The sequence below is a fragment of the Amycolatopsis sp. H20-H5 genome (assembly GCF_035828755.1).
Lineage (GTDB): Bacteria > Actinomycetota > Actinomycetes > Mycobacteriales > Pseudonocardiaceae > Amycolatopsis.
The window spans coordinates 1-1,696 of the sequence record NZ_JAYMZS010000261.1; the positions used below are offsets into that span (position 1 = coordinate 1).

Sequence of the window (1,696 nt, forward strand, 5' to 3'; positions counted from 1 at the left end):
GGGTGTAGTTCGGCTGGAGTGAGGTGGACTGGTCTGTGACCTGCGGGTTTTCCGGCCCTGATCATGAGGAAGGGCTCCTTCCCGCTACGTTCTTAGGTGCTTACGCCAAGTACGTGGTCAAAGAAGGAGCCCGGTGCCAGCATACGGTGCGCAGAACAGGCCAGGAGCATTCGCCCAGTCTTTCGAGATGTTCGCCTCGATAGTGGCGGAGTTGGAAGGGGTCGGCAGTGATGCCTGGACACACGGGACGCTGGAAGATCATCTGGGGCGGCGTTCGCGGGAGCTGATGCGCCGGCTCTACCAAGACCATCTGGACTTGCGCGCGGCCAATGAACAACACCACGACGACATCATCGGAGCAGATCGGGTGGCACGCACTCGGACCGAACGGGGTCATCAGCGAGTGCTGAGCACGGTGTTCGGGGACGTCACGGTCACCCGCAACGCTTACCGCGCACCGAAAGCAGTGAATCTGTATCCGGCCGATGATGTGCTGAACCTGCCCCACGGCAAGCATTCCGACGGGCTGGCCAAGCTCGCCGTTACCGAGTCGGTCCGTGGTTCGTTCGACACCGCGATCGAGGCGATCACCCGCGCGACCGGCGTGGTACTGGGCAAACCCCAAATCCTCGACCTCGTCGCGCAAGCCGCGGTCGATGTCCCCGGCTTCTACGCCGCCCGCCGTCCCAGTGCGAGTCCGGATACCGATGTGCTGGTCATGACCAACGACGGTAAGGGCATCCGCATGCGCCCCGACGGGCTCCGCGAGACCACCCGCAAAGCCGCTGCCAGCTCCTCGAACAAGCTCGCCACCCGGTTGTCACCCGGAGAGAAATCCGGTCGGAAACGGATGGCGGAACTCGGCGCCGTCTACGACATCACCCCGGTACCCCGCGTCGCCGCCGACATCATCGCCTCACCCACCACCACCACGACCGTGACCAGCACGCCGCGACCTGATAACCGCAAGCGACAAACACGCGGTAAGTGGCTCACCGCGTCGATCACCGATGACATCCCAACCGTCATCGCGACCACCTTCGATGAGGCGACCCGCCGCGACCCCGACCACCGCCGCGTCTGGATCGCGTTGGTGGACGGCAACAACCAGCAAATCCAGGCCATCACAGCCGAAGCCACCCGCCGTGGCAAAACCGTCACCATCGTCATCGACTTCATCCATGTCCTGGAATACCTCTGGACCGCGGCATGGTCGTTCTTCGACAAGGGTGACCCCGACGTCGAAGCGTGGGTCGCCACCCAAGCCACCACAATCCTCAAGGGACGATCCAACGACGTCGCCGCAGGAATCCGACGACGCGCGACCCGTTTCGGGTACTCCACCACCGAACGCAAAGGCGCCGATGACGCCGCGACCTACCTGACCAACAAGAAGCCCTACCTCAACTACGCCACAGCACTGGAATCCGGCTGGCCGATCGCCACCGGCATCATCGAAGGCGCCTGCCGACACCTCGTCAAGGACCGCTTCGACATCACCGGCGCCCGATGGGGCCTCGACGGAGCCCACACCATCCTCACCCTGCGAGCACTCACCATCAACGGCGACCTTGAGGAGTACTGGGCCTACCACCTGCTCAAAGAACATTATCGCCGCCACGAAACCCGCTACACCCACCAGCAAAACGACTACATCCTCGCTGGGTGAGCCCCTCCCTCAAAACGAACCACACCC

General features: G+C 63.4%; 1 protein-coding gene. It reads left to right on the forward strand.

Annotation, left to right across the window (positions count from 1 at the left end; genetic code table 11):
• The first annotated feature begins 187 nt into the window (after window positions 1-187).
• On the forward strand, window positions 188-1,669 hold the full coding sequence (locus tag QMK34_RS47320) for an ISKra4 family transposase (RefSeq protein ID WP_442785376.1): 1,482 nt from the start codon (window positions 188-190) through the stop codon (window positions 1,667-1,669).
• Window positions 1,670-1,696: the final 27 nt, after the last annotated feature.

Excerpts from the sequence above, each read along its gene's own strand:
- QMK34_RS47320 (WP_442785376.1), top strand. The coding sequence starts at position 188 with ATGTTCGCCTCGATAGTGGCGGAGTTGGAAGGGGTCGGCAGTGATGCC.